The sequence below is a fragment of the Pseudomonas prosekii genome, from assembly GCF_900105155.1.
In the GTDB taxonomy this organism is placed as follows: Bacteria; Pseudomonadota; Gammaproteobacteria; order Pseudomonadales; family Pseudomonadaceae; genus Aquipseudomonas; species Aquipseudomonas prosekii.
Map to the genome: position 1 here is coordinate 3,898,269 of NZ_LT629762.1, position 18,830 is coordinate 3,917,098.

The window sequence follows — 18,830 nt, forward strand, 5'->3', positions numbered from 1 at the left end:
GGGCAGGACGCAAACCAGCGCCGAGCGCGACAGTGCTTTTGTCCTCCATCAACCGGTGGATTTTCTGTAGGGGCGAAGGCCACCGCGCCGTCAGAAAATCAACTCTTCCCGGCGCTGGCTGCGATGCGTGCCCAACGCTTTGATTTACGAGACTTTTTTCGAGGCATAAAAAAACGGCCTACCTTTCGGTAAGCCGTTTTTAGTACTTGGTGGCTACACAGACATTTGAACCCGTTATTTAACTCGCTGTTTTTGTTGGTTATTTGTTTGTTCGTATTTTCAAGGGATACACATGGGGATACACGGCGCCGTCTGCTGGGCAATTTTCGGCCATCTCCATACCGAACGAAAGTTACGCCCAAGGCTGCCCACTGTTGCCGACGAGCGGTAAAGAACCCTATCCAGATAAAGCGAAAGCATCACCGCCGGGGTCGCTTCGACGTAATGGTGTGCGGTGGGAAATGTGGTAGCACCCAAGGCGCACGCCGGAACCAAGGCACGATGGTAGCGGATGATCCGAGCGGTAATGGTAATGAGTTTTTTCAAGCGGGTGCGCTTCGCTCATCGGCAGGCTGTTATCAGAAAGAGGCGGGGGTACTCCGTGGCTTGGTGAAAGTTCATTAATTCGTAAGGTTATTTACTCGCCAGACTAAATAGAGAGTAAAAGAGACCAAACTTCTCGAAGGCCACGGCAGATGTATCTGAAACAACGAAGACGGGTTTTTTGGGAATGGTCGGATAGCGAGCTTCACAATCGATGTCACGATGGCTTGCTATCAGACGGTGGACAGATTGATGTGCAAGTACGAACCTCCCGCGCTGGTGCGGTTCAGCTATTTGTCGGAGCCTATGACGGGAAGGGATCAATGCTTTTCGAGGAGTACTACAAGGAGCGGCCGGGAGAATCTATGAGCGCTGCGCTAGCCTTCGGTGTGGCTCGGGCAATCATTCTCACAGCGACAAAGCTGATGCCACTTTCATCTACGGCGCGACTAGGCGTCTACCGAAAAGTTTAAGGCTGTGCGCCCAGCAGGGCACTTTAAGGCAGGGTGTAACAGCCGATGTAACAGCAGAACGCGCAGTCGTCACGCCCGACAACCCCGGATCAGGCTAGTGGTCATTCATGAGGTGTTTCGCGAAAGGGTATTGTCCTGGATTCTCCGTAATTAGTCTGGGCTCCCATTTCGGTATGGCAGGTACTGGAAAAATACCGAGATCCCGGCAGTTCCTTTTCCCGCCTACAGGCGCATTGCCCTGATGACGCGCCGCGGGTCTGAACCATGCTTCAAAGCACGGCGCGCATCCTTGGTCAGTTGGTCAAGCGCCTGCTCCTCGAATGCTGCCGCCATTGCGCTGGCCTTTCTGACAATCAGCAGCGCCAGTTCGGGCGGAAACACAACTTTGTCGGCGGGTAGATAAACACAGTCAATAACGGACACGGCTCTATCCTCGAATGTGCGCTCAGTCATGTGCTAGCGGCTGTTAATGCGCAGATGGTCGTACCTTGGGCTAATTGGAAACTTCGAAGTCTGCCAAGGGTCATTTATAAACATCGTTACAGATTTCGCCTGATTTTTTGGAATGCAAGCACATGACTCCCTCCGAAAAGCTTTTCGCATGGCATTCAAATTGGTCGATTTACCAGGCCACGATCACTTGCAAAAATTGCAATGCAAAGCAGCCAGAGTCAAATCGAGAGGTTGCGTTTCCTCATAAGCCGCAGTGCGCTCAGTTGAGATCTGGGGCAAACCCTTGGGACGAACTGGACGGCCTACGGCCAAGGTAATCAAGCTAGGCTTTGATCGTCCGCGACCTGCTGCTAGGTCGCCGTAAGCCCCCCGTAAATACTTGACCAGTATCAAGCACCAGCACACCACCTATCAGGCTGTCAGCGACGTATTGCTTGGGCTGCGGGCAGTTTAGCTCTGGTCTGTCGGCGAAAATCCGTCTAGAGCCTGTCTAATATTGCTTGGCGCGCTAAGGATTATCTGACCCGGTATTTCACCACCCCATCCCGCCAGCAGGGGCTTGATATTGATCGCGCAGTCACCTTGACGGCCGCCTCTCGATTTTTAGACGAGGCTGGTGCTGGCCAGGCTGCCAAAATGCTCGCAAAGCCTTGACCTGCTTGGCTTTCAGCGTTCAAGCCGTTGGTAGTGCCGGATAAATCCGTCAAGACCTGTCAAGAATTTGGTCAAGGCTCCGTCAAGGATGGTCAAGGATTTGAGGGCCATATTTCCATCTCTGGACTTCTGAGGTGGCTCTCGGTACCGCCCGAGGCGGGACACACCCCTAATTCTGGACGTGGTGACTATCCGACCTGCTAAGCCGATCTGTCGGAGCCCTTGATCGCTGAGGCTCCCGGCCTGAGTCAGGTTGCGTGCCGCGCCGCGATCCGTCCAGAACTGTCCAGAATCCTACCCAGCGTCACGACTGCCCCAGGCTGCCGGCGACGGTCAGCTCAGCAATGCCCTGGCGAATGTACACCAGGTTCTCGTCGAGAGTTTCCAGCACGCCGCGCACGTTGTTGGCAATGCCCGCCGATCCGCGCTGCTCGACCCAGTTTGAAAGCTCCTCCACCGCGGCGCTCAGGGCGAGTTGATTTTGATTGAGGCGGTCGAACAGGCTGGCAATCAGTGTGGTATTCGTCATGGTAGCTCTCCGTGTTTCGACAGAGCGTACCACCGGCGGCGTGAATGCCCGGGATCACCTTTACGTGGTCTGCGTCTGCCGGCGGAAAAGTGCCCTGGCGATGTGATACGGGATTTCCCCGCATCTAATGCGTGAGCCCCGCCCGCTGGGGCCGCTGCGGGTTCTCAGGCGGCCACGCTCGCCGCATCCGTCTCATGCCTGTCTCACATTGGCCAGCGATTCGGTAAAGGCCAGGTAAAAGTAGGAGGGTCGAAAGCGCCGTATTCGTCTGGGGTCTGTCAGGGGTATCAGTGGCCGTGGCGCGCTTGTTTGACGGGTTGGCCACGCAATAAGCCTCAGACGCCCACTGGCCTGGATTCCGTCTCATGCCGGTCTCGCATTCCGTCAAAGTGGGGTCAAAGTAAAAGCTGGCGCCAGGGCATAGGCATAGCCCATCACCTTTGCGCGCTCGAAACCGTGTTGATTCCTACACAGAGTGTCGTTTTTCACACGCTCGGACCTGACAAAACCTGACATGGAGTCGACTTCGGTAAAGCGTGCGAACTGGTAACCATCAGTGGTAACCGCGCTGGTAACCACGAGCCAGGTTTGCGCCAGCATCGCGTAGAAGGGGGCGAACCAGAAGTGCGAACCTCGGGTGCGCAGGTTCGCGGCAGGCGCAAGCTCGAGGGCTATCATGGATAACGGATATGAATGGGAGGTCGCAAACATGTCGATGTATCGCCTGACTCAAGCTGGACACGAATTGAATTACGGCTTTCGACGCAACGCACGATTAGCATTAGAGGCACTTGGTTCGACATTCACTAAGGATCAGGCGCTGGAAGGGCTTCAAACACTTTATGAGCTAGGGCAACTTGGCAAAGGAACCCCGCAAAGCTTCTGGCATCGGTTCGCCGCACTAGGGGCTCATGCCAAAAAGAAAGCTTTCATAGAGACTGCGGAGAGCTAACAACTGTGAACCTGCTGCCGATATGCACCCCAGAGTGCGTACCGATCGTGCGTACCTAACTGCGTACTTGGTGTGCGCAATTTGCGCGATCACTGCGCACCCATGCGATGGACCTTCGCTGGCGCTGGAGCGGCTTTATGTTGGCTTGGGCATTACGCGGTCCCGATCTGTAACAGCGGGTTCTGCTGTTACACCGACTGTTACACGGCTCCAGTGCGTGAATATGCTGCGTGAATTCTGCGTGGAACCTCGCTGGGGAGGACGTCGCGCATTGGCCGGGTGCGCGACGTTCGTGCGCGAAGTACTGCGCGAAAACCTCTGGGCCGCGCTTGACGCCTGTCATTCATGGGGTTGGTTTTCGCAGGCAAGGGTTCGATGGCTGGTGACCAGTGAAATGTGGTCACTGATGGTGGTCACCGCGCCTGGTCACCGCCTGAATCAGCGCTAAACCGTGGATACCAGCATGGATACCGGCCGATCTGGTCAGCGCTAGCGACCTAACAAAACTTAACCTTTTTTCGAGGCGGGAACCTGTCAAAACCTGTCATCGAGCGACTTATCAAAACTTAACATTGGACTGCCCGAAAACCTGACAAAACCTGACATTGAAACTGCTACGTAATAGCAGTTTGAGGCGTACACGGATGGCCTCAACCAGTCCTCGGAGCGGTGGCAGGGCAAATGGTGAATCCCCGCCCGTGAAAAAATTAATATCTCCAAAAGGCTGGTGTGAAAAGTACCAGAGCCGTCAGAATTTCCAGCCTCCCCAGAAGCATGCCAATGGTCAGCAGCCATTTTGCCGCGTCGGGCAAGCTTGAGAAGTTGCCAGCCGGTCCAATTATCGGGCCTAGACCGGGACCAACGTTACACACCGCTGTGGCGGCTCCGGTCAAAGCGGTCGTCCAATCAAGACCGAGTAGGGCTAAACCCAGGGCGATGACGCCGATGGTAGTGCTGAAAAAAAATGTGAAGGTCAGAAGGGATCGTGCGATGTCTTCGTCAATGAGATGGCCGTTGTATTTCTTACGGATCACCGAGCGGGGATGTATCAGTTTATTGAGGCTGCCCGACAGTAGTGAAAAGGCCACTTGAAAACGGAATATTTTAAGGCCCCCTGCTGTAGATCCGGAGCAACCTCCCACGAAGGTCAAATAAAAGAACAGCATCACCGCGAAGCTACCCCATAAGGTGTAGTCCCCTAGGGCGACCCCCGTCGTGGTCACAACCGAGGTCACATTGACAGCCACAATTCGAAAAGACTCCCACCAACTGTAATCGCTGTTGAAGCACAACCATGTGCCGAATAGTAACCAGGTAATCACCAAAAAGCCGAGAAACCCCCTTACTTGCTGGTCTTTGATTAGCGCACTTTTGTTGCCCCTTGCGGTGGCGACATACAGGGTGAAAGGTAGACTGCCGAGGATCATGACCACCACGGCCACCCAATGGATAGCCGGTTGAGGCCAGTGCGCCAAGGAGGCATCCGAAGTCGAGAATCCCCCGGTCGAAATTAACGACATTGCGTGATTAATCGCTTCGAATAGCGTCATCCCCGCCGCCCACAGTGCCAGCGTGGCAATTCCCGTAAGGGCGATATACAGCCAGAGAATGTATGTGGCCGCTACATGTGAGCGAGGCGTTACCTTTTCCGACCAGTCTGAAGATTCTGTTTGGAACAAGCGCATACCGCCGACTCTCAGCAGAGGCAAGATCGCTACGGCCATACCAATGAAACCGATCCCCCCCAACCAATGGAGCATCGAGCGCCAGATCAGTAAGCCTGGGGACGCCGTATCCAGCCCCGTAAGAATTGTTGATCCAGTCGTAGTGATGCCGGACATCGTTTCGAAGAAAGCGTCGGTGTAGGTGATATTGCTTATGAACACCATGGGCAAGGCTGCGAACGAGCACACGACCACCCAGCTGGCTGTGGTTAACAAGTACATATCTCTGGGTCGAAGTTGGGCAAGCTCCGGACGACCGCGACTAATCAGTGCCACACCGCTCGCGAAGGTGATTAGGCTCGACCAGAGAAACGCATGCAGATCATCGCTGCGGTCATAGCCCACCAGCGTCACCAGGGGAATCATCATGCTGATTGCCAAGGCGATCAAAAAAATACCTAGGATAAATCCGATAAGCCGCAGAGCTGCGATGAACATAGACAATGCTCTGATAGAGAAGCGCAGCAAATTACCAGTTACATCGCGCTGCCTACCACTGAATATTTGGTTTCATCCACTCGAAAAGAGCGAGCCCGATCATCACTGCTGCTAGTAGCCACCGGCCAGCCTGTTATCAAAAGTTATGGTGCGGGCTGGTGCTGATCGGACAACCTGTTAACAATTGTTAAGGTTGGAGCGGGCGTGACGTACGTGGCGAAACCCCGGGTGAAACTTCCCCAATCCCTGTTACACCCTAGGCAGTAAGGTCAGTTCCTAGTGGATGGATTTTTCGGCTTGTGCGGCCTGACTCAATCAAAAGTATATTAACCAGGCTGGTAATCGATCGCTGCATCCAGCCCATACCGTGTTTACCAACGTGGATACCGATCGATCCATGTCATCCGTCGCGACCGATCGTCTAATGAGCTGGGAATGTTGTTTGTTCCATGTGTCTCCCTAGAAACAGCAAAGAATTCGGTGCGCTATGTCTTCTCTCCTTCATCCACGCTCACTCCTTGGAACAACTCAGTCGCCCGCCTGTGGTGTACGTCTTCTAGTTGCCTATTCTGCCGATCAGCGGGCACTGGCCCGTGACCTAATCGCTGAGGCCCGTATTGGGCGACTGCGCTTGGAGGAACAAGAGGAGATATTCAGGGAACGAATGCTCGCATTAAGAGAGCTGCTAGCGAAGCTGCAAAGGTGCGGCGATGCTCATCGGGGGCGGCTACCAGGGTGGTCTGATCGCTGCCTGCCGGGATGGCCGAAATCGTAGGTGAACTATCAGTTGGCGGAAGGCAGGGACTTAGCAAAACTTAACATCGCCCTGGGGGGCGAACCTGAAAAATTTTGAAAAGTAACCCTCAGTTGAAGAGTGGGCGCGCTATTGCATTACCGCTGTAATGGCTTGCTCTAGCTGGTCCAGGTTATAAGGCTTTTGTAGGTAGGTCGCTGACGGCGGTATGACCTGCTCGTCGACCAAGTCGCCAGATGTGAGGATGGAAGGGATCACTGGCCACCTTTCATTTGCTATGTGGATTAGCTCTATTCCCTGGATTCCTCTAGGAAGTCCCTGGTCCACGATGATCAGTGAACAAACCCCCTTCAAACTTATGAGATGCGCCAGCGCTTCAGTGGTGTTGTCGAAGGCGGCTGAGCTGAATCCAATTTCTGCCAACGCTTCCTCCAAAAGCATTCTTACAACCGGTTCGTCTTCAATGACGATTATGTGTCCGAGGGCGGTGCCAATTGCATCTCGACTACCGATCACGCTAGGTTCCTTCTACGGGGTGCCCGTGGGTTTGAGTGTCGAGTGTAAGCGCATTCTCAGAAATAGGCTGTGCGCCGTGGTTACTTTTGGTGGTTACCGGCAGTGGTTACCACGCTGCGTGAAACAGACCATATGGTCCCACTGGGATCATATGGGCTCTCTCGGACGCGTTACAAACAGGGTTTGATACTTGCTGCTCGGCGGTCTGATATCCAGCTCATGCCCCCGCCATTGGTAAAAAACTCGACTTTTGTTTTTGCCTTGCTGCCGATTACATCTGTCATCTCCCTATTGCCAGCGTTAACGACAGACTTTCCGCCGCCCGGCCTTGGCTGGAGACTCACATCATAGTGAACGCCCGCCAATGATTCGTTTTGCCAGGCATACAGAATGCATTCCGCCACTTCCTGCTCTGGTTTTGTGGAGGTGAAACTCTTCTGCGGGCCTCGATCCCTCATCTCCTGAATGGAAGTTGCGCATCCACTCAGCGCGACAACGCAGACCATCGCGAGAATCCGTAATTTCATTTGCCTACTCCTTGAAGTGAATGCGCAGCCTACCATCGGCAGGCCTCTGCTACTGCTGATCTTCCGCGACGACGCCGAGCGATACGCAAGCGGAGCCCACCACCATCTCGCCGTAACAGAGCGGCACGGGGTTTCCTTGGGTCACTGTGTTTTTGATGCCGCTGAAGTTGTAGCTGGGCTGGTTATCTGCGGCTTCCGAACTATCAATGCCCGGCGCGGTACCGGCGACCATCTGAGCGACACCGCCAAGGGCAAGCGAGATACCGACCGTGCCGACAACGCCCCAGGCACTACCCGCACCAAACAATGCTGTAGAACCACCGGCACCAGCAGCCAAGCCGCCAGAAAAGTAGCTGGCGGCCACGACGAGCGCAATACCAACTATCGTCTGGAGGCCACCACTGTTTTTGCTTCCCTCAACGACCGGGGTGATTCGCATGACCCCGCTGCCCGGCGGGTCGCGTAACTCACCAGGTCCAATGTTCCGATCGCCGTAGTAAACGGCAAATACGATTCTTTTTTCCCTTGATTCGTTCAGGTACTGAGTAAAGCCCTTTTCCAGCACGCCCAGCGCACGTATACCTTCCGCAATGTTGGCCACCGCGAGGAAATGCTGTTTCCCAAAACGCTTTCCTAGCGCGCCGTCCAGACGTATCTCCCTGATGCGATCATTCGGGACGGAATTGAATTCACTCATACCTTGTCCTCTGCAAAGATCGATGCCGAGATGATCATGCCGCCCCACCGGCGGTCGCCGATGCAGATCGGCACAGGGTTGCCGCTCGCCGTGGTGTTCCGAGCCGAGCCGAACGCGTAGCTCGGCCGGTTTTCAGGGGCCGAGCTTGACTGAAGCCCGCGCTGTTGAGGGCTAGTCATTTGTATGACGCCGCCGATGACTGCGGAGGCGCCCGCAGCACCCACAGCCCCCCACGCTCCACCAGCAGCAAACCCACCCGCCCCGCCTGTCGCGATCGTCGCCGCGATGATCATCACAACACCGATGATCGTTTGCAGGCTTCCTGCGCGCTTACTCCCACTAATCACCGGGACGATTTTCAGCGTCCTTATGCCGCCCAGCTCGAAACCCTTCTCACCAACATTCTTGCCGTTGCGGATAATGGCGAACCTCATACCCAGACGTTGAAGGCGGGCGACCTCCTCAGTGAACCCTTCGACCGTTGCCCTCAACGCCCTGAACACTTCCCATGCGTTGCCGGTTTCGAGCAGGTAATCCTTCTGCCGGAAAAACTTTCTCCCCAATATGCTGCTGAGCTGGATCGTTGTCCGTGGTTTGTAGTGCGCTGCTGTTGCGGCCATGGTCTTTCTCCTAAGTGTTGGTAGCTGGCATGGATACGCCGAGGCGGATGGCGAGTAGCGATCGCGACATACGCGCTTGGTCGAATGTCACCTGCTCTCGCTGAGGGTCGTAGTTCCAAATCCTGTCGTAGATAGCCTTGTAAGCTCTGGCTCCACGAAACGTTCCTCGCAGCAGGTCCGCCGAAACTCGCGCCTCCTCCTCAGTAAAAAACGGTCCGTCGATGGTCACCTTCATGCCATCGCGGACATGCTGAACATCCCAAACCAAATAGCCGGAATCTGGTCCCTGACTCAGAGGGTGCGACTCAAACCGATTGGTTTTGCATGCCTCCTCGAAGCGATCCCGATGTGTCGGCGGTTGGCTAGCTGCGTTGCTGTCCTGTTCCGTCATATGTACCTCTGGTGCGCCACTGGCGCTCGTTATGGGCTGATACCCGGTCGTGTTGCTCCGTGTCGCGACACGTTTTCGTGATTCACAAAACGTGTCGCGTAATTGGGTTTCTACTTGCCGACGATGCTCAGGGTGGGCGGGAGCTTTGGTCCAAACGGTGCGCCAGGTGCAAAAGGGTCTGGTCGTAAATGCGCTGGGCAGTCCCTGATGAAGTTGGCGGTCGCGATCTGACAGGCGTTGAACAACGGCGCGTCATTCCATTCCTGCCCTCGGCGTGCGGCGCTGTCCTCCATGGAATGGGCGAACACCAGCTCCGCCAAACCGTTCACGCCGTCTTTCCTCGCCGCCTCACGCTCCACGGTGTTCACCGCGAGCAGATCGCACACCCGGTCGAAGCCCAGGCCATCCATCAGCCCTTCGGTGTCCAGCATGAGCGACCGGCCGAACGCCCCCAGCACCTTGCGCAAGTCATCCCACTCGGCGCGCCGATGGTCCGTGGACTGCTGTTGAATCTCGTAAATCTTGTTGGCGGTGAACGGGAGGTAGTGGCGCAGTTTGCTGGCCTCACGACGTATGGCTCGACGCTCGCTTCGTATGGCGTCTGCCCGCTGCCCGAAGATGCGGCAGATCCGGCGCGTAGTGATCAGGCTCGTACTCATGCTGGCGCCTGGCTTCTGTGCGATTTCCAGCAGGGCGATAACGACATTGGTCTTCAAGGCTGCGTCTCCATGGGCGTGCGGTCGTACTCGGCGCGCAGCTCGGCGCCAGCGGGGCAATAGCGACTGGTGGGCGCGTAGCACGATGGGCAGGCCATAACGTGGTTTAGGTAGGCGTCGCGCGCCAGCCGCCATTCAGGCGTGGCTGTGGCGGCGCTTGCGTGAGGCTCAGTCACAAACCGGGGGCGGCGTTCCGCGTTGGTGTCCAGCGCCAGCGACGGACGGGGCGCAGGGCGGCGGGCTTCCTCCGTGGTGGTACTCGCGATGGTCGGCGGCACCTGATCGAGCAGGTTGGAAAGTAGGCTCATGGCTTCACCTGGCCTGATTTGCCCCATTGCCCAAATGTGTCTGTGAAAAAAAAACGGGGGAACGGGGGAACAGTGGGAACAACCAATGATTCCGGGGCTTTCAGAGGGGGGTTCTGTACCCCACGTTTTTTTGTGGGGAACAGTGATAACCAAACATCAATAAAGCGCTGTTCGCTTATATTCAAAAACATGTTTGTGTTCCCCCTGTTCCCCAAACACCAAATAAGGGGGAACGGCTACAGGCCGCGTCTTTGCTGGCTGTTCCCCCGTTCCCCCTGTTCCCCACGTTTGTAGGTTCCTGTGAAGTTGGGCATTCGTCTCTGGTGTTGGTGGAGGTCATACGGCACCGCCTTCGCCGTCCAGAGCTTCAGGGTCGATGACGTACAGCCGAGCAGATCCGCCGGCGGGGATGCGGTACTTTTTCGTCTTGCGGCTATCCCGATCGGTGTCGCGCTTGGCCAGGGCGCCGCCAACCTCCAGCGCCTTGATGACGCGGGTAAGGCCGAAACCGTGGGCGGCTTCGATGAGTGCGGACTTGTTGAATAGGAACAGTCGCTTGTTGGCGACTACCTCCCAGTACCCGGCACGGTTGAACACCTTGGCGTCGGCCTCCGGTGCGTCCACGTCCGAGAAGCGGCTGCTGCCGTGCTTGTCGATAAAGTCGATGATGCCGGCCAGGATCTGGCGGTCTTCGGCATTCCCTCCGCCGACACGGGAGAGCCATTCGCCATAGAGCAGGCGGCAGTCGGCGAGGGCGGTGCCGGGCTCCCACGGGAGCAATCCGAAGGCGATGGCCATCTCGCCCGCCAGCGCGATCACGGCGAACCGGTCAGCCACCCGGCCGGCCTGGGCATTGTCCTCGACGAACTGCGCGCGGATGCCGTCAAAGTCACTGAGCAGGCCAGGCTTGTCATCGGCCGCGACCAGATGCTCGACGAATGCCGGGCCGAGATGTCCGTGGTGTGCGCCGACCGCGACGGTCAGCTGCCGGTGGAAGTCCGCGCCTTCAAGGCCGTGCAATTCATCGAAGGCGCGATGGGTGCGGGTGCCGGCGTTCACGTCGACCATGCGCAGTTCGGCGCCAGCGTGAGCAGCGTTACCGGATATGGCGGCGTGCTCGGACAGCGACCGCTCGCCGCTGGAGAGCGTGAGGAGGCGCCAGCTCAGTTTCGCCCGGCCTTCACGTTCTCGGGTCATGGTGCCTTTGCCCTGACCGTTGGCGAGGGAGTAGGCCATTTCCTGTACCCGCTTCGGGTCGGCGCGCTTGATCTCGTCCAGCGGCAGGATGGTGTCGTTACGGCTCGACGCCTCGATCTCAAGCCCGCCCTTGGTCATATCCCAGCTGGCGGCGAATACGCCAGGGTCGCCCCATACCGACGAGCCGATCAGTTGCGCCAGCGACTTGCCGCTCGAGCTATCGCCCACCAGGTGAACACCACCGCCCAGTACGCCCACCAAACTCAGCAATGGGCCAGCCAGTGAGCAGCCGATCGCCAGTGTAAGCACCGGGTTGCCCGCGCACTTGGCGGCCACCTCCGATTGCCACAGCGCCAGCTCGCCGCGCCGGCTGAAAAGTACCTGAGCCTTGTTGCTGGCCTGGTACCGCACATTAGCGCTGCCGATGGTTCGCCCAGGCAGCACGAATGCGCCCGACTCATGCCAGCCCGGCCGGCAGGTAGTGGCGAACACCTCTGCAGGATGCTGGTCGAGCAGGTACTCCATGAACGTGCCGCGTTTCTTGAGGGCGATAATAACGCCCATCCCGAACAGGGCGCGTCGGGCGTCCTCGCCGCTGCCTCCGAACACTTCCATGGCGATGATCCATTCCTTGATGCCGCCTTCCGTGACCAGGCGGAGCAGTCGCCCCTCGCTGCCGTCGTCGCTGTTGGTGGTGCGGGCCACGACCGTGACGGGGCTGGAGATCCATTCATCGGTGATCGGTCGGTCCGTGGCATCGTTCTCAGCGTCGTCCTGATCAGCGGCGGTGCGCTTGAAGCTGTGCCAGTACACGCCGGGGCGCAGCTTGCGGCCGTTCTCGTTGGTCACCCAGTGCTCGTACACCGCCCAGCACGGCCGAGCCGGAGCGATGGTGGCGGCTTCTGGCCGAAGGTTGATCACGTTGGTGTCAGGCTTGGCCATTGGCGAGTTTCCACTGTGCGAGGTCGTTGAAGTCGGTGAGGTCATCGGGAGCGCCCTCTGGCCACTCGGGGAAAGCCACTTGGCCACCCACTGCCGCCGCCGCTGCGTTTGCCGCTGCGCGCCCCGGGTTGCCATCGGTAAGCCGGTCGTCGTCGCCGGCGATGACGATTGGCTGGCCCGGGTAGCGAGCGCAAAGGGCCATCGCCGCCGGGATCAAGTTGCCCGCGTTCATGGCAGCGGCAACGACGTAGCCGCCGTGCTGGTGGAGGCTTGCGGCCGTCGCCCACCCTTCGCAGATGCAAAGCACAGAACCGGGCTCGATGATGCCCAGCGGCGAATACGTGCCCTTGATACGGCCGCCGAACAGGAAGCGCTTGTCGCCGTCGGGAGCAATTCGTTGCAGGTTGACCAAGCGCCCATCTAGGTACAGCGGGATCAGCAGGTCAGTGCCACGCTGGCGCAGGCCGTAGGAGCGAACCGCCTTGGCTACCAGATACGGGTGGTCGGGTGAGGCGCGGCGCGCATTGCGCCACCAGTGATTAGCCTTCTCGGCGGCCTGCTGCTGGCGCCGGTGTTGCTCGGCTTCGCGCTGGCGCCGGGCCTGGTCAACCCGCTCGCGGATCTGGGCCGCTTCGCGAGCGTCCACCGGCTCACGACTACACCAAGTGCTGGCGCCACCGGTTTTCCAACTGCCGAAAGCGCCGGAGGCAATGCCGTCCAGGTACAGCACATACCAGCCGTTGAGCGAGCCAGGCTTATCCTCCGGCACACGGAACCGGTGGATTGCACCGTCGGGCTCTGGTAGCCAGTCGAGAGGGCCATAGACTGCCTGGAGCGCATCACGGAATAGGATCGTTGCGTCAGTCATGCGGCCCCCTTTGGCGGGGTAAGCCGCTTGGCCAAGTTCTCCAGTTTCTGAGTCAGGCGCTCCAATTCATCGCACTGGCGGCCTTGGTCGCCTTCCGAGATGCGCAGTTCCAAGAAGCCGACCAGTGTTTCCACCAGCAGCACATAGCTGGCGCTGTCGATGTGGGCGCCAGCAGCGGGTGGGCCGTCACTGCCCTTGCGCTTGATTGGGGTCACGTCACCCATGGCTGACCTCCCGGCGATCAGCGCCAGCAAAGGCCCGGCAAACTTGACCGTTGTTCACTCCGTGCCAGCGGGTAATGTCGTCAATTGCGTCAACCAAGCAGGCCGTCACCTGGGCGCCAGCGCTACGCATAACAACGCGCCCACACTCGGCGTCGGCCTCGGTCAAGAACGGTCCCAGCAATGCCTTGGGCACCTTTGGGTGCGTGACGTAAAACAGCTCGGTGGCTTTCTTCAGGCAAGCCGATCCCGTCGACGCAGATGCGCCGTTTTGAATTTTCATGGTCTTAACCCTTTATCGAATCAGCGTTCGAACTGCGTGTTCTTTGTTTAACGGCACTGCCTCGACTCGCTCCGGATGCTGGGAATCCAATGCCCGCGTTGGCTGTTTTGAGTTCGGTCTTCTCGTCGCAATCGGCCAGTTTGCAGCTCGATTGAGCCGCTGCGGAATGTGTCCAGATGCCAATGACTGTCATGAACCCCAGCACCTGCCCCTGCAGAGTGTCGAGCTCATCGGGTGTTGCAGTGCTGGCCCGTTGGAGCCAGGCGGAGGCGATGCTTTTGAGGTGGCCACCATCGCCGTCGTGATCGTGCTGGCTCATGTGCTTGATCGCGATGTTCCCGAGCGCCCGACCGGTCTGCCATCCGCCGTTATATCCGCCAGCCAGAGGCACATCCCAATAGCCGATGCGGCCGTAGCGGTCGACATAGTTTTCGCAGCCGACGTAGGGGAGGCGGTGAAGCGGATGTGTTTTGCGCGGCTTGAACTTCATTGGCTGGATCATTGGGCACCTCCCTTGCGCACGCCGGTCGTTTCTTGATCGCACACCAGGTTATCCGCCTCGGCCGCCACGTCGGAAAGGTTGCTGATGAGGCCGCCCAGCGCGTCAAGCATCCAGCCGATTTTCGTAACCGCCTCCGGATCGAGGCCGGAGACGCCATTCGATGCCGTACAAGCCAGCAGGTTGCCTATGCCAGAAATGCCTTGTGCAATGGAGTGGAGATAGCTGTCGCCGGCGCCGCTGATCGCATCGAGGTCGCCCAGAGGCATTTGCTTCATCTCTTGGCCGCTGATGAGTAGGTCTTTCCAATTCGCAGTTTTCATTGGGTACTCCCAGCGCGCAGCACTTCACGGCGCAGGCTCTTCTGAATGTAGGCTTGGGCTTCTACCGGGAAGCCGTCCAGTTCATCATCCAAGCACTCAGCCCACTGAGCCGCTTTTGTGGCCCAGTCATTGTTGACGGCCTGTCCCAACTGCGCGAGGTCATTGGCAAGGCTACCGGCCGGGTACTTCGAGGCGAGAACTTCAAACACAGCATCCATCTGTTTGAACGCGTCCTGTATCTCGTACAGGTCATCGAGGGATGCATAGGCGACGTCGAACAGATTGCGGCTCATTGGGCACTCTCCGGAGATTCCAGCGAGCGAACGATGGCCATATGGGCGTTGTAACGGGCGAGGCGAACGGACAGGGAAGAGTTTGCGCGGAGGGCGCTCAAGGCCATGCGGCGGTGAGCAAATGCGCGAATTGCGGACGGAATTAGGGCGTGTTTCATGGGTGGAGCTCCGTTTACTTCATTGGAGCCACTCCGGTCTGCCGCCAAGCAGATAAGGGTGGCGAGTTGCACAGGATTGGCGGACCGGGGTAAACGGAACCCGGCGCACCCAAGGGTGCTCCTGCGCAACCCGCCATAACACGAGAATGCGGGCACAAAAAAAGCGCCTGCAATCGTAATGGGGGCGCTGTTGCGCCGTTTACTGAGCGACCCGCCAAGGTCGGTCGCTGAATTTGCAGCGACTGGCAAACCATACCGACGAGCACGACTGCTTGCAAGAAAACTTATCGACCGTTTATCGCTGATCATGAGCATCGCTGTCATGGGCAAAAGTCCTCAGAATCGATTGGCAGCTTCAGTTGCTCCCTCAAATGGGCGACGTGCGCGTACACGCCTGGCTTGTCGTAGCGCCAGTGCGCAAGGCGCCGGCCGCTGTTGCTAGCGTCATTCTTTCGGGCCTCCAGCGTCTGGCAAGCGTGCCCGTAACGAGCCTCGCGAAACGCCATGATGAGGCTCGCTTTAAGCTCCACAACGCGGTCGGTATTGCGGGACAACGACAGCAGGAAGAACGCTTGATCTTCGTTCAGCAGGGCGAAGCGCTCCGGCCTACCACCAGCAGTTCCGGCCAAGGGTTTCTCCGTTTGAAAAGGAACAACCCCGAACTCTTCAAATTTCGCCAGGTAGCGCTCAATCAGCGCCATTGGGTTTTTGTGCTTGGTTCCCAGTTGCTTCGCGAGCTGGCGGCTATCCACGCGTGGTTCGTTCCCGGTGTGGGTCAGCGTGATTGCATTCATGCTGTCACCTGCGCTGGCGGGTTGGTGCTGAGGTAGTAGAGCGCCATGCCCTGATGAGTGCGCCCTTGATCGTCGGTCAGGGTGAGGCGGTGGGTCAGGATCTTGTGGCCCAGGCCGCGCAGTTCATTAATGCGCGCACCAGGGCGGACGATATTCAGTTCGCGGATGGCGGTGAAGGTATCAATCGGGCCAGCTTGCAGGCGCTCCAAAAGGCGAGCGCGTTGTGCGGTTCCGCTGGTATTCTCGACTCGAGTATTTTTGTGGCTGGCCTGTTGGTCGGCCTTTTTTTTGTTCATTAGGCGGCCACCTCGCGCAGTGCAATACGTTGGCGCACCCATGCGTGTACTTCGGCCAGGACAAAACCTACCGGCGAACCACGCGACTTGCTGTTGCTCAGCGGCACAGGGCGGGGGAAGGTCGGATCGTCTTTTAGGCGTTTGTAGACGGTGGGACGGGCGAGGCCGGTGATGGCTTCGAGATCCGGCATGCGAATCAGGGTGATTGCTGGGTCGAAGTTCTGCGCCGACGCGGTAGATGATTGGTGCGGTGCGTGAATTGTGTGCATTTTACGTTTCCCGATACTGATGTAGACAGGAAACACATTGGAGCGGGCTGCTTAGTGTCGGGAATACATGACATGCCGACGTGTCGACACGTCATGCCGGCTTGTCACTTCCCGGGCGACGTGTCAGGTCGGTCTGACACATTGTCAGGCTTGATGGCGCTGGCCAGTTCAGCCGCTTGTCGGGCCGGAATTCCCCGCTCCGCGATGAAGCTTTGAACGCTTTTCTGCAATGGAGGGCGCTCCGGGTCGTAGTCAATCCAGAACTTCAAAGTAGCCTGTCTTGCGGCTTCTAGGGCCTTTGTCGCATAAGGAAAGGTCATCGACTCAATCAGCGGATCATCGATAACCGGGGGAATGTAGCTAGATGGCGAGGCTGGAAGATTTGGAGATTTATATAAAAGTGAATCTGTTGATAATTGCTCCTCCTCGTCTAAAGCGTGAATGTCTTTCAGCATTCTAGACATTGCGTAAGCAGCAGCAATCATCCCCGCCGACGATGCCATGATCACCCAACTTAGCGTTTCGTAACCGGATTTTTTCAATGCTAGGAAAACGACGATTTCTGACATTCCAGCAATCGCCCCGATCATAAAAAGGCCTAGCTCTCGGTTTAAATAGTCTCTCTTCATCGTCGCCGTTCCCATGCGTCCCATTGAATAGATCGGCCGGTCAGGCGGAAGGAAAGTCCGCTTTTCGCTCCGTCGAGCTAGGCCAGCCAAAACCTTTTCCTGTTCGGATACTGGCTATCCGAACAGTAGTGGCTTTCAGTCTATATCGGTCTACAAGCAAGAGGGAAGCGCAAGGTCAAGCACGCTTGCCGAAGTCACCCTGAATGACGACGCCACCGGCGATGCCGTCGAGGTAGTTCGCATACCATTGCATCATCGTTGTGCGCTGCGGCAGGTACTGAGCCTTGTTGTAGACGCCGGCGACCCCAGGCTTTTTGTGTGATAGCTGGGCCTCGACGTGGTTCTCGTCGAATCCGTTTTCGTTGAGCACCGTCGACGCGATGTGTCGGAACCCGTGCCCGGTCTGACGCCCCTCATAGCCCATCCGGCGCAGCGCCATCAGGAACACGGTGTCGCTACGGGGCTTGGTGCGATCACTGCGCCCAGGGAATAGGAGTGGATTACCGCCGGTGTAGTGGCGCAATTCTTCCAAGGCCTCGATCGCCTGCGTGGAGAGAGGCACCAGATGCTCCAGTCCCTTTTTCCGTCCCTTGCGATTCACCGGGACGGTCCAGACCTTTTTGTCGAGGTCGAACTCCGACCACTTTGCCTCGCGTAGCTCGCTAGGGCGCACGGCGAACAAACTCAGAAGGCGCAGACCGAGGCGTACATCGTGGGCGTGTGGATAAGCAGCGATGGCACGGATCAGGCCGGGAAGTTCATCGGGTGATACGTGTGCATAGTTCTCGGCCTTGCCTGACTGGAGGTATTTTTGCAGCCCCTCAAGCGGGTTATGGGTTGCCCGGCCAGTTACCCTGGCCAAGTCATAGGCATCTCGGCAGTACGAGCGCACCCGGCTCATTTGCTCAAGAATTCCCTGTTGTTCCATGCCGCGCAGAAACTCCATCCACTCAAGGGGGGTGATGTCGGCATAGGAACGCTTGCCGAACACCGGGAAGACGTGACGTTCCAGGGCGCCAATGATTCGCTTTGCGGTGCCCGCGTCCCAGTTGGTGAGGCGTGAGGCGTACCACTCTCGCGCCAGTGGCTCGAATGTTTCGCCGGCGATATCCCTCTCCGCTTTCTTGCGGGCTTGTTTGGTGACGATCGGATTTTTGCCGTCGGCGGCGTCGGTGCGCAATTCGGCAGCTTTCTGCCTGGCAACCAATCCGCTCACCTCGGGGTAACCGCCAAGCCCAAGCCATGACCATTTGCCGTCGGGCTTCTTGTAGCGAAGCTGCCAGGACTTTTGGCCATCAGGCTTCACGCGGAAATAAAGGCCGCTCCCGTCCAGCTCGCGATACTCGTTGGCATCAGGCTCCAGGCCGGCCAATGCGGTATCGGAAAGGGGGCGGCGTTTTATCTCGGATCGCTTCATTTGGGCTTGTATCCCCTCGGTTCAATTATTTGTCGAGGATACACAGGGGGATACACGGAGGGAAGATATAGGGGGATACAAGGAGAGATAGCCAGAAACAAGAAAGCCCGCACTAGGCGGGCTTCTTGAGGTTGTTTAGAGACTCATGGAGACATCTGTAAACAGGTACTTGGTGGCTACACAGGGACTTGAACCCCGGACCCCAGCATTATGAATGCTATGCTCTAACCAACTGAGCTATGTAGCCAAGTGGCGCGCATTATTCACCTGGAATGCAGATGCGTCAAGCGTAAATCTAAAATATTTCTCTACACTTTCAACCGCTTATCCTCCTGGCCTGAAAATA

24 protein-coding genes and 1 tRNA gene are annotated in these 18,830 nt (G+C 57.7%); 2 read left to right on the top strand and 23 right to left on the bottom strand.

Annotation, left to right across the window (positions count from 1 at the left end; all coding sequences use genetic code 11):
- Positions 1-695: 695 nt before the first annotated feature.
- Positions 696-1,016, top strand: a complete 321-nt coding sequence (locus BLU01_RS28025; RefSeq protein WP_092277979.1) for a hypothetical protein — start codon at positions 696-698, stop codon at positions 1,014-1,016.
- Between the two features lie 222 nt (positions 1,017-1,238).
- Here BLU01_RS28025 and BLU01_RS17745 read toward each other — a convergent pair whose 3' ends face one another.
- The 3 genes from BLU01_RS17745 to BLU01_RS17755 form a co-directional block, all read right to left on the bottom strand.
- Complete coding sequence (locus BLU01_RS17745) at positions 1,239-1,439, bottom strand: hypothetical protein (protein ID WP_092281642.1); 201 nt, start codon at positions 1,437-1,439, stop codon at positions 1,239-1,241.
- 988 nt (positions 1,440-2,427) lie between these two features.
- On the bottom strand, positions 2,428-2,652 hold the full coding sequence (locus BLU01_RS17750; protein WP_092277980.1) for a hypothetical protein: 225 nt from the start codon (positions 2,650-2,652) through the stop codon (positions 2,428-2,430).
- 384 nt (positions 2,653-3,036) lie between these two features.
- Entirely contained in the window at positions 3,037-3,363 is a 327-nt protein-coding gene (locus BLU01_RS17755) for a hypothetical protein (protein ID WP_157720169.1), read from the bottom strand.
- Between BLU01_RS17755 and BLU01_RS17760 the strand changes: the two genes are divergently transcribed.
- Positions 3,362-3,604: a hypothetical protein gene (locus BLU01_RS17760; protein WP_157720170.1), complete on the top strand. Its 243-nt coding sequence runs from the start codon at positions 3,362-3,364 to the stop codon at positions 3,602-3,604. The genes BLU01_RS17755 and BLU01_RS17760 overlap by 2 nt on opposite strands.
- A 707-nt stretch (positions 3,605-4,311) precedes the next feature.
- Here the strand turns inward: BLU01_RS17760 and BLU01_RS17765 are convergent.
- The 20 genes from BLU01_RS17765 to BLU01_RS17865 all read right to left on the bottom strand — a co-directional run bounded on the left by BLU01_RS17765 (position 4,312) and on the right by BLU01_RS17865 (position 18,731).
- Positions 4,312-5,766, bottom strand: a complete 1,455-nt coding sequence (locus tag BLU01_RS17765; RefSeq protein ID WP_092277983.1) for a TrkH family potassium uptake protein — start codon at positions 5,764-5,766, stop codon at positions 4,312-4,314.
- A gap of 883 nt (positions 5,767-6,649) precedes the next feature.
- The gene (locus BLU01_RS17770; protein WP_231987092.1) at positions 6,650-7,036 is read right to left on the bottom strand and encodes a response regulator; all 387 of its coding nucleotides are present in this window, start codon (positions 7,034-7,036) and stop codon (positions 6,650-6,652) included.
- Between the two features lie 170 nt (positions 7,037-7,206).
- On the bottom strand, positions 7,207-7,563 hold the full coding sequence (locus tag BLU01_RS17775) for a hypothetical protein (RefSeq protein ID WP_092277985.1): 357 nt from the start codon (positions 7,561-7,563) through the stop codon (positions 7,207-7,209).
- 49 nt (positions 7,564-7,612) lie between these two features.
- Positions 7,613-8,260 (bottom strand): tail assembly protein, encoded by a 648-nt coding sequence (locus tag BLU01_RS17780; RefSeq protein WP_092277987.1) that lies wholly within the window; start codon positions 8,258-8,260, stop codon positions 7,613-7,615.
- Positions 8,257-8,880, bottom strand: a complete 624-nt coding sequence (locus BLU01_RS17785; RefSeq protein WP_092277989.1) for a tail assembly protein — start codon at positions 8,878-8,880, stop codon at positions 8,257-8,259. Before BLU01_RS17785 ends, BLU01_RS17780 begins: the two co-directional genes overlap by 4 nt.
- 501 nt (positions 8,881-9,381) lie before the next feature.
- The gene (locus BLU01_RS17795) at positions 9,382-9,987 is read right to left on the bottom strand and encodes a hypothetical protein (RefSeq protein WP_092277993.1); all 606 of its coding nucleotides are present in this window, start codon (positions 9,985-9,987) and stop codon (positions 9,382-9,384) included.
- Complete coding sequence (locus BLU01_RS17800) at positions 9,984-10,295, bottom strand: hypothetical protein (protein WP_092277995.1); 312 nt, start codon at positions 10,293-10,295, stop codon at positions 9,984-9,986. Before BLU01_RS17800 ends, BLU01_RS17795 begins: the two co-directional genes overlap by 4 nt.
- Positions 10,296-10,631: 336 nt before the next feature.
- Complete coding sequence (locus BLU01_RS17805; protein WP_092277997.1) at positions 10,632-12,434, bottom strand: DUF927 domain-containing protein; 1,803 nt, start codon at positions 12,432-12,434, stop codon at positions 10,632-10,634.
- Positions 12,421-13,302 carry a toprim domain-containing protein gene (locus tag BLU01_RS17810; RefSeq protein WP_092277999.1) on the bottom strand — a complete coding sequence of 294 codons (882 nt, stop codon included), beginning with the start codon at positions 13,300-13,302 and terminating at the stop codon, positions 12,421-12,423. Before BLU01_RS17810 ends, BLU01_RS17805 begins: the two co-directional genes overlap by 14 nt.
- A complete protein-coding gene (locus tag BLU01_RS17815; RefSeq protein WP_092278001.1) occupies positions 13,299-13,526 on the bottom strand; it encodes a hypothetical protein in 228 nt (75 codons plus the stop codon). The genes BLU01_RS17810 and BLU01_RS17815 overlap by 4 nt, the downstream gene beginning before the upstream one ends.
- Entirely contained in the window at positions 13,519-13,806 is a 288-nt protein-coding gene (locus BLU01_RS17820) for a hypothetical protein (RefSeq protein ID WP_092278003.1), read from the bottom strand. The genes BLU01_RS17815 and BLU01_RS17820 overlap by 8 nt, the downstream gene beginning before the upstream one ends.
- 4 nt (positions 13,807-13,810) lie before the next feature.
- A complete protein-coding gene (locus BLU01_RS17825) occupies positions 13,811-14,308 on the bottom strand; it encodes a hypothetical protein (protein WP_092278005.1) in 498 nt (165 codons plus the stop codon).
- Positions 14,305-14,628: a hypothetical protein gene (locus tag BLU01_RS17830; protein ID WP_092278007.1), complete on the bottom strand. Its 324-nt coding sequence runs from the start codon at positions 14,626-14,628 to the stop codon at positions 14,305-14,307. Before BLU01_RS17830 ends, BLU01_RS17825 begins: the two co-directional genes overlap by 4 nt.
- Positions 14,625-14,921 (bottom strand): hypothetical protein, encoded by a 297-nt coding sequence (locus tag BLU01_RS17835; protein WP_092278009.1) that lies wholly within the window; start codon positions 14,919-14,921, stop codon positions 14,625-14,627. Before BLU01_RS17835 ends, BLU01_RS17830 begins: the two co-directional genes overlap by 4 nt.
- Before the next feature lie 478 nt (positions 14,922-15,399).
- Positions 15,400-15,873 (bottom strand): Rha family transcriptional regulator, encoded by a 474-nt coding sequence (locus BLU01_RS17840; protein WP_092278011.1) that lies wholly within the window; start codon positions 15,871-15,873, stop codon positions 15,400-15,402.
- Positions 15,870-16,169, bottom strand: a complete 300-nt coding sequence (locus BLU01_RS17845; RefSeq protein WP_092278013.1) for a helix-turn-helix domain-containing protein — start codon at positions 16,167-16,169, stop codon at positions 15,870-15,872. Before BLU01_RS17845 ends, BLU01_RS17840 begins: the two co-directional genes overlap by 4 nt.
- Positions 16,169-16,438, bottom strand: a complete 270-nt coding sequence (locus tag BLU01_RS17850) for a helix-turn-helix transcriptional regulator (RefSeq protein WP_092278015.1) — start codon at positions 16,436-16,438, stop codon at positions 16,169-16,171. Before BLU01_RS17850 ends, BLU01_RS17845 begins: the two co-directional genes overlap by 1 nt.
- A 104-nt stretch (positions 16,439-16,542) precedes the next feature.
- The gene (locus tag BLU01_RS17855; RefSeq protein WP_092278017.1) at positions 16,543-17,067 is read right to left on the bottom strand and encodes a hypothetical protein; all 525 of its coding nucleotides are present in this window, start codon (positions 17,065-17,067) and stop codon (positions 16,543-16,545) included.
- Between the two features lie 175 nt (positions 17,068-17,242).
- Positions 17,243-18,484 carry a tyrosine-type recombinase/integrase gene (locus BLU01_RS17860; RefSeq protein ID WP_092278019.1) on the bottom strand — a complete coding sequence of 414 codons (1,242 nt, stop codon included), beginning with the start codon at positions 18,482-18,484 and terminating at the stop codon, positions 17,243-17,245.
- Positions 18,485-18,654: 170 nt separating this feature from the next.
- Positions 18,655-18,731: transfer RNA gene (locus BLU01_RS17865), tRNA-Met, on the bottom strand.
- Positions 18,732-18,830: the final 99 nt, after the last annotated feature.

What these genes read in the sequence shown, in the direction of transcription:
- BLU01_RS17850 (WP_092278015.1), bottom strand. Translation starts at nt 16,438, where the DNA reads ATGCACACAATTCACGCACCGCACCAATCATCTACCGCGTCGGCGCAG.
- BLU01_RS17800 (WP_092277995.1), bottom strand. Translation starts at nt 10,295, where the DNA reads ATGAGCCTACTTTCCAACCTGCTCGATCAGGTGCCGCCGACCATCGCG.
- BLU01_RS17830 (WP_092278007.1), bottom strand. Translation starts at nt 14,628, where the DNA reads ATGAAAACTGCGAATTGGAAAGACCTACTCATCAGCGGCCAAGAGATG.
- BLU01_RS17775 (WP_092277985.1), bottom strand. Translation starts at nt 7,563, where the DNA reads ATGAAATTACGGATTCTCGCGATGGTCTGCGTTGTCGCGCTGAGTGGA.
- BLU01_RS17820 (WP_092278003.1), bottom strand. Translation starts at nt 13,806, where the DNA reads ATGAAAATTCAAAACGGCGCATCTGCGTCGACGGGATCGGCTTGCCTG.
- BLU01_RS17815 (WP_092278001.1), bottom strand. Translation starts at nt 13,526, where the DNA reads ATGGGTGACGTGACCCCAATCAAGCGCAAGGGCAGTGACGGCCCACCC.
- BLU01_RS17810 (WP_092277999.1), bottom strand. Translation starts at nt 13,302, where the DNA reads ATGACTGACGCAACGATCCTATTCCGTGATGCGCTCCAGGCAGTCTAT.
- BLU01_RS17780 (WP_092277987.1), bottom strand. Translation starts at nt 8,260, where the DNA reads ATGAGTGAATTCAATTCCGTCCCGAATGATCGCATCAGGGAGATACGT.
- BLU01_RS17845 (WP_092278013.1), bottom strand. Translation starts at nt 16,169, where the DNA reads ATGAACAAAAAAAAGGCCGACCAACAGGCCAGCCACAAAAATACTCGA.
- BLU01_RS17825 (WP_092278005.1), bottom strand. Translation starts at nt 14,308, where the DNA reads ATGATCCAGCCAATGAAGTTCAAGCCGCGCAAAACACATCCGCTTCAC.
- BLU01_RS17805 (WP_092277997.1), bottom strand. Translation starts at nt 12,434, where the DNA reads ATGGCCAAGCCTGACACCAACGTGATCAACCTTCGGCCAGAAGCCGCC.
- BLU01_RS17855 (WP_092278017.1), bottom strand. Translation starts at nt 17,067, where the DNA reads ATGAAGAGAGACTATTTAAACCGAGAGCTAGGCCTTTTTATGATCGGG.
- BLU01_RS17785 (WP_092277989.1), bottom strand. Translation starts at nt 8,880, where the DNA reads ATGGCCGCAACAGCAGCGCACTACAAACCACGGACAACGATCCAGCTC.
- BLU01_RS17755 (WP_157720169.1), bottom strand. Translation starts at nt 3,363, where the DNA reads ATGTTTGCGACCTCCCATTCATATCCGTTATCCATGATAGCCCTCGAG.
- BLU01_RS17765 (WP_092277983.1), bottom strand. Translation starts at nt 5,766, where the DNA reads ATGTTCATCGCAGCTCTGCGGCTTATCGGATTTATCCTAGGTATTTTT.
- BLU01_RS28025 (WP_092277979.1), top strand. Translation starts at nt 696, where the DNA reads ATGTATCTGAAACAACGAAGACGGGTTTTTTGGGAATGGTCGGATAGC.
- BLU01_RS17860 (WP_092278019.1), bottom strand. Translation starts at nt 18,484, where the DNA reads ATGAAGCGATCCGAGATAAAACGCCGCCCCCTTTCCGATACCGCATTG.
- BLU01_RS17750 (WP_092277980.1), bottom strand. Translation starts at nt 2,652, where the DNA reads ATGACGAATACCACACTGATTGCCAGCCTGTTCGACCGCCTCAATCAA.
- BLU01_RS17835 (WP_092278009.1), bottom strand. Translation starts at nt 14,921, where the DNA reads ATGAGCCGCAATCTGTTCGACGTCGCCTATGCATCCCTCGATGACCTG.
- BLU01_RS17840 (WP_092278011.1), bottom strand. Translation starts at nt 15,873, where the DNA reads ATGAATGCAATCACGCTGACCCACACCGGGAACGAACCACGCGTGGAT.
- BLU01_RS17760 (WP_157720170.1), top strand. Translation starts at nt 3,362, where the DNA reads ATGTCGATGTATCGCCTGACTCAAGCTGGACACGAATTGAATTACGGC.